Origin of the sequence: Agromyces humi (assembly GCF_009720255.1) — a bacterium.
Lineage (GTDB): Bacteria > Actinomycetota > Actinomycetes > Actinomycetales > Microbacteriaceae > Agromyces > Agromyces humi.
Map to the genome: position 1 here is coordinate 1 of NZ_WJSP02000342.1, position 4047 is coordinate 4047.

The window sequence follows — 4047 nt, forward strand, 5'->3', positions numbered from 1 at the left end:
GCGGCGCCGAACACGCGCTCGGGGTCGGGCAGCACGAGCAGCACGACGACCACCGCGAAGCACGCGGCGACGAGCACCCAGAACACCACCTCCGACGACCCCGTCCACGCGATGAGCGCGGCGGCCACGAAGGGGCCGACCGCCCACCCGCCGCGGAACACGCCGGCCAGCGTCGACAGCGCCCTGGCGCGGGTCGCCTCGGGCACGTAGCTCGTGAGGAATGCGTGGCGTGCCAGCCCGAACACCGCGGTCGCGAGGCCGAGCAGGAACATGCCGACGCCCAGGGCGAGCACGGTGGGGGAGACCAGGGCGACGAGCACGCCGATGACCGCGAGCATGGCCGCGCCGATCATCGCGTTGCGCTCGCCGATGCGGGCGACGAGCCATCCGGCCGGCAGGTCGCCGACGAGCTCGCCGACCATGACCATGGCGGCGACGAGGCCCGCGAGGGCGAGCGAGGCGCCGCGCTCCGTGGCGACGACGGGGATGACCGGGATGATCGCGCCCTCGCCGATGGAGAAGAGCAGCGTCGGCAGGTACGCCGGCAGGATGATCGAGCGCCACGAGAACTGGGGCGTCGACACGGTCATCGCCTTCGACGCTACACCGCCCGGCGCCCGGCGCCCGGCGCCCGCGTCGGCAGGCCCTCGCTACGGCGTCGTCGAGACCGTGCCGCGCCGGATGTCCCAGTCGAACGTCGCCGGCGGGCCCATCGAGCCGTCGGGCTGCTGCCGCCGGTACTCGAACCGCACGGATCCGAACTCCATGCCGACCGTCTGCTCGACGTCGCCCTCAGCCGAGCCCGCCGTGACCACCGAGGTGATCACGAGGTCCTGCATCTTCACGACGAGCCACGCATCGCGACCACCGCGGGTCACGTGCAGCTCGGCCTTGGGAACGTGCCGGCCGGATGCCACGAACCCGAGCAGCCTCGTGGATGCCGCGTCGAACGCGTGCTCCCAGGTGAGCGCCGTGGGACTGGGTCGCGCGGCACCGCCGCCGCCGCCGTGGCCGCCGCCCGGGCCCCACGCGCCGAGGTCGGACGTCACGCCCCACGTCCACGACAGCAGCTCGATCCAGTCCTCGTGCCCGACCGCGGGCGACTCGCCCGGGGCATCCGCGAAGAACGAGAGATACGCGTGACCCGACATGGACGCCCCCTTCGCCGACGGCACCGTCCGCCGCCGGCATGCCGCCGCTGCACCGCAGTGTACGCCCGCACGACTAGGCTGGGGAGGCCATGTTGGATCTTGACCTCACGCAGGAGATCGCCGCGCTGCGCTCCACCTTCCGCGACATCCGTGCCGTCGTCGACGTCGAGGCCCTCGAGGCCGAGATCGCCCGGCTCTCCGAGCAGGCGGGCGTGCCCGACCTCTGGGACGACACCGAGAAGGCGCAGAAGGTGACGAGCGCGCTGAGCCACCGGCAGTCCGAGCTGGCCAGGGTGAAGAGCATCGACTCCCGCCTCGACGACCTCGAAGTGCTCGTCGAGATGGCCCAGGAGGCCGGCGACGAGGAGACCGCGACCGAGGCCCGCGCGGAGCTCGCATCGCTGCAGAAGGCGATCGGCGACCTCGAGGTGCAGATCCTCCTCGACGGCGAATGGGACGACCGCCCGGCCGTCGTCACGATCCGCGCGGGCGCCGGCGGCGTCGACGCGGCCGACTTCGCCGAGATGCTCATGCGCATGTACCTGCGCTGGGCCGAGAAGCACAACTACTCGGCCACCGTGATGGACACGAGCTACGCCGAGGAGGCCGGCATCAAGTCGGCCACCTTCGAGATCGACGCCCCCTACGCGTTCGGCACGCTCAGCGTCGAGGCGGGCACGCACCGCCTGGTGCGCATGAGCCCGTTCGGCGCGGCGGGCAAGCGCCAGACGAGCTTCGCGGCCGTCGAGGTCATCCCGCTCATGGAGGAGGCGCAGGAGGTCGAGATCCCCGAGAACGACATCCGCGTCGACGTGTTCCGGTCGAGCGGTCCCGGCGGCCAGTCGGTCAACACCACCGACTCCGCCGTGCGCATCACCCACCTCCCCACGGGCGTGGTCGTGTCGATGCAGAACGAGAAGTCGCAGATCCAGAACCGTGCCGCCGCGATGCGCGTGCTCCAGTCGCGACTGCTGCTCATCCAGAAGGAGCAGGAGGCGGCGCAGAAGAAGGAGCTGGCGGGCAACATCACCGCGAGCTGGGGCGACCAGATGCGCTCCTACGTGCTCGCGCCGTACCAGATGGTGAAGGACCTCCGCACCGAGTACGAGGAGGGCAACCCCTCGAAGGTGTTCGACGGCGACCTCGACGGGTTCATCGCCGCCGGCATCAAGTGGCGCAAGCGCCCCGCCGACGACTGAGCCGACCCGAGCGCTAGGACCGCACCGCGAACTTCGCCCGCGCCCGGGTGCGCGCCGCGGCGATGAACGCCTGGATCAAGGCGATGCCCTCTGGGTCGAGCCGCTCCTCGGGGTGCCACTGCACGCCGAGGCAGAAGGCGCCGTCGACCGATTCGATCGCCTCGATGACGCCATCGGGGGCGGTCGCCGCGACGACCAGTCCCTCGCCGAGTCGGTCGACGCCCTGGTGGTGATGCGACGAGATGTCGAACTCGCGCTCGTGCGTGATCTCGGCGAGCAGCGTGCCCTGCGCGATCGTCACCGGATGCGACGTGTGGGTGCCGTACACGTCGCGGTGCGGCGTGAGGTCGACGCGGTCGCCGAGGTGCTGCTCGAGGGTGCCCCCGAGCGCCACGTTGATGAGCTGCATCCCGCGGCACGCGCCGAGCACGGGCAGTCCCCGCTCGCGCGCGAGGAGGGTCAGCGCGATCTCGAGCTCGTCGCGCACGCGCAGCGGCGGATCGTTCGACGGATGCGCCTCGCTGCCGTAGAGCTCGGCGTCGAGGTCGCGCCCGCCCGGAAGGAAGAGCCCGTCGACGAGGTCGATGAGCCGCTCGGGGTCGCCGAGGTGCACGTCGAGGCTGGGGAAGAGGAGCGGGGCGCCGCCCGCCTCCTGGATCGCGGCGGTGTAGGTGTGCGAGATGGCGTCGGTGGGGATGTCGACCCACGCTCCGTAGCTCGCGGACTTGCGATCCGCGACGATGCCGATGAGCGGAACGGTCATGTCGCCTCCTGGGGCCGCCGTCGGTTGCTCCCTCCAACCTAGGCAGGCGACGGCGGTTCCGCCATGGACGCGCTGCGGTGTGGCGGCACTGCGGCCTCGGCTCGTCGCGCGAGCGTGCCGCTCCCTGAGAGTTGGGCGAGTCGTGGTCGCGATCGTGGGCGGCCTGCCTAGGCTCTCTTTCGATGATCCGATTCGACTCCGTCACCAAGACCTACCCGGGTCAGGCACGACCCGCCCTGAACGACATCGGGGTGGAGATCCTGCGCGGCGAGTTCGTCTTCCTCGTCGGCGCGTCCGGCTCCGGCAAGTCGAGCTTCCTGCGGCTGATCCTCAAGGAGGAGAAGCCCTCCAAGGGCAAGATCCACGTGCTCGGGCAGGACCTCGGGCGCATCTCCAGCCGCAAGGTGCCGTACTTCCGGCGTGACCTCGGCGTCGTCTTCCAGGACTTCCGGCTGCTGCCGAACAAGAACGTCTACGAGAACGTGGCCTTCACCCTGCGCGTCATCGGCAAGTCGCGGGGATACATCCAGTCGGCCGTGCCCGAGACGCTGAAGCTCGTCGGCCTCGACGGCAAGGGCAAGCGGATGCCGCATGAGCTGTCCGGTGGCGAGCAGCAGCGGGTCGCGATCGCCAGGGCCATCGTGAACAAGCCGCAGATCCTCCTCGCCGACGAGCCGACCGGCAACCTCGACCCTGTGACGAGCGCGGGCATCATGACCCTGCTCGAACGCATCAACGCGAGCGGCACGACCGTGGTGATGGCCACGCACGAGGCCGGCATCGTCGACCAGATGCAGCGCCGGGTCATCGAGCTCTCCGCGGGCGACATCGTGCGCGACGAGCGCAGCGCGGGGTACGGCGCGGCCCTCGGCGATGCGGACGACGTGTTCACGGCCGACGCGGAGGTCGACGCCGACGCCGAGCCGGCCGCCGG

Annotated in this window: 5 protein-coding genes; 2 read left to right on the top strand and 3 right to left on the bottom strand. The window is 71.1% G+C overall.

Annotated elements, in window-relative coordinates:
• Both GH736_RS18585 and GH736_RS18590 read right to left on the bottom strand, forming a co-directional pair.
• On the bottom strand, positions 1-590 hold a 590-nt coding region (locus GH736_RS18585; protein ID WP_159606003.1), incomplete at its 3' end, for an MFS transporter.
• 60 nt (positions 591-650) lie between these two features.
• Entirely contained in the window at positions 651-1151 is a 501-nt protein-coding gene (locus tag GH736_RS18590; protein WP_159606005.1) for an Hcp family type VI secretion system effector, read from the bottom strand.
• Between the two features lie 89 nt (positions 1152-1240).
• Here GH736_RS18590 and prfB point away from each other — a divergent pair, with 89 nt between their 5' ends.
• Positions 1241-2350, top strand: coding sequence for a peptide chain release factor 2 (gene prfB / locus GH736_RS18595; protein ID WP_159606007.1), 1110 nt, complete (start codon positions 1241-1243; stop codon positions 2348-2350).
• Positions 2351-2363: 13 nt separating this feature from the next.
• On the opposite strand, the gene GH736_RS18600 is transcribed toward prfB, so the two are convergent.
• Complete coding sequence (locus GH736_RS18600; protein WP_159606009.1) at positions 2364-3113, bottom strand: gamma-glutamyl-gamma-aminobutyrate hydrolase family protein; 750 nt, start codon at positions 3111-3113, stop codon at positions 2364-2366.
• Positions 3114-3295: 182 nt separating this feature from the next.
• On the opposite strand from GH736_RS18600, the gene ftsE reads away from it, so the two are divergent.
• Positions 3296-4047, top strand: a 752-nt coding sequence (gene ftsE / locus GH736_RS18605; protein ID WP_159606011.1) for a cell division ATP-binding protein FtsE, incomplete at its 3' end; no start/stop codon positions are given.

Excerpts from the sequence above, each read along its gene's own strand:
- GH736_RS18600 (WP_159606009.1), bottom strand. The coding sequence starts at position 3,113 with ATGACCGTTCCGCTCATCGGCATCGTCGCGGATCGCAAGTCCGCGAGC.
- GH736_RS18590 (WP_159606005.1), bottom strand. The coding sequence starts at position 1,151 with ATGTCGGGTCACGCGTATCTCTCGTTCTTCGCGGATGCCCCGGGCGAG.
- prfB (WP_159606007.1), top strand. The coding sequence starts at position 1,241 with ATGTTGGATCTTGACCTCACGCAGGAGATCGCCGCGCTGCGCTCCACC.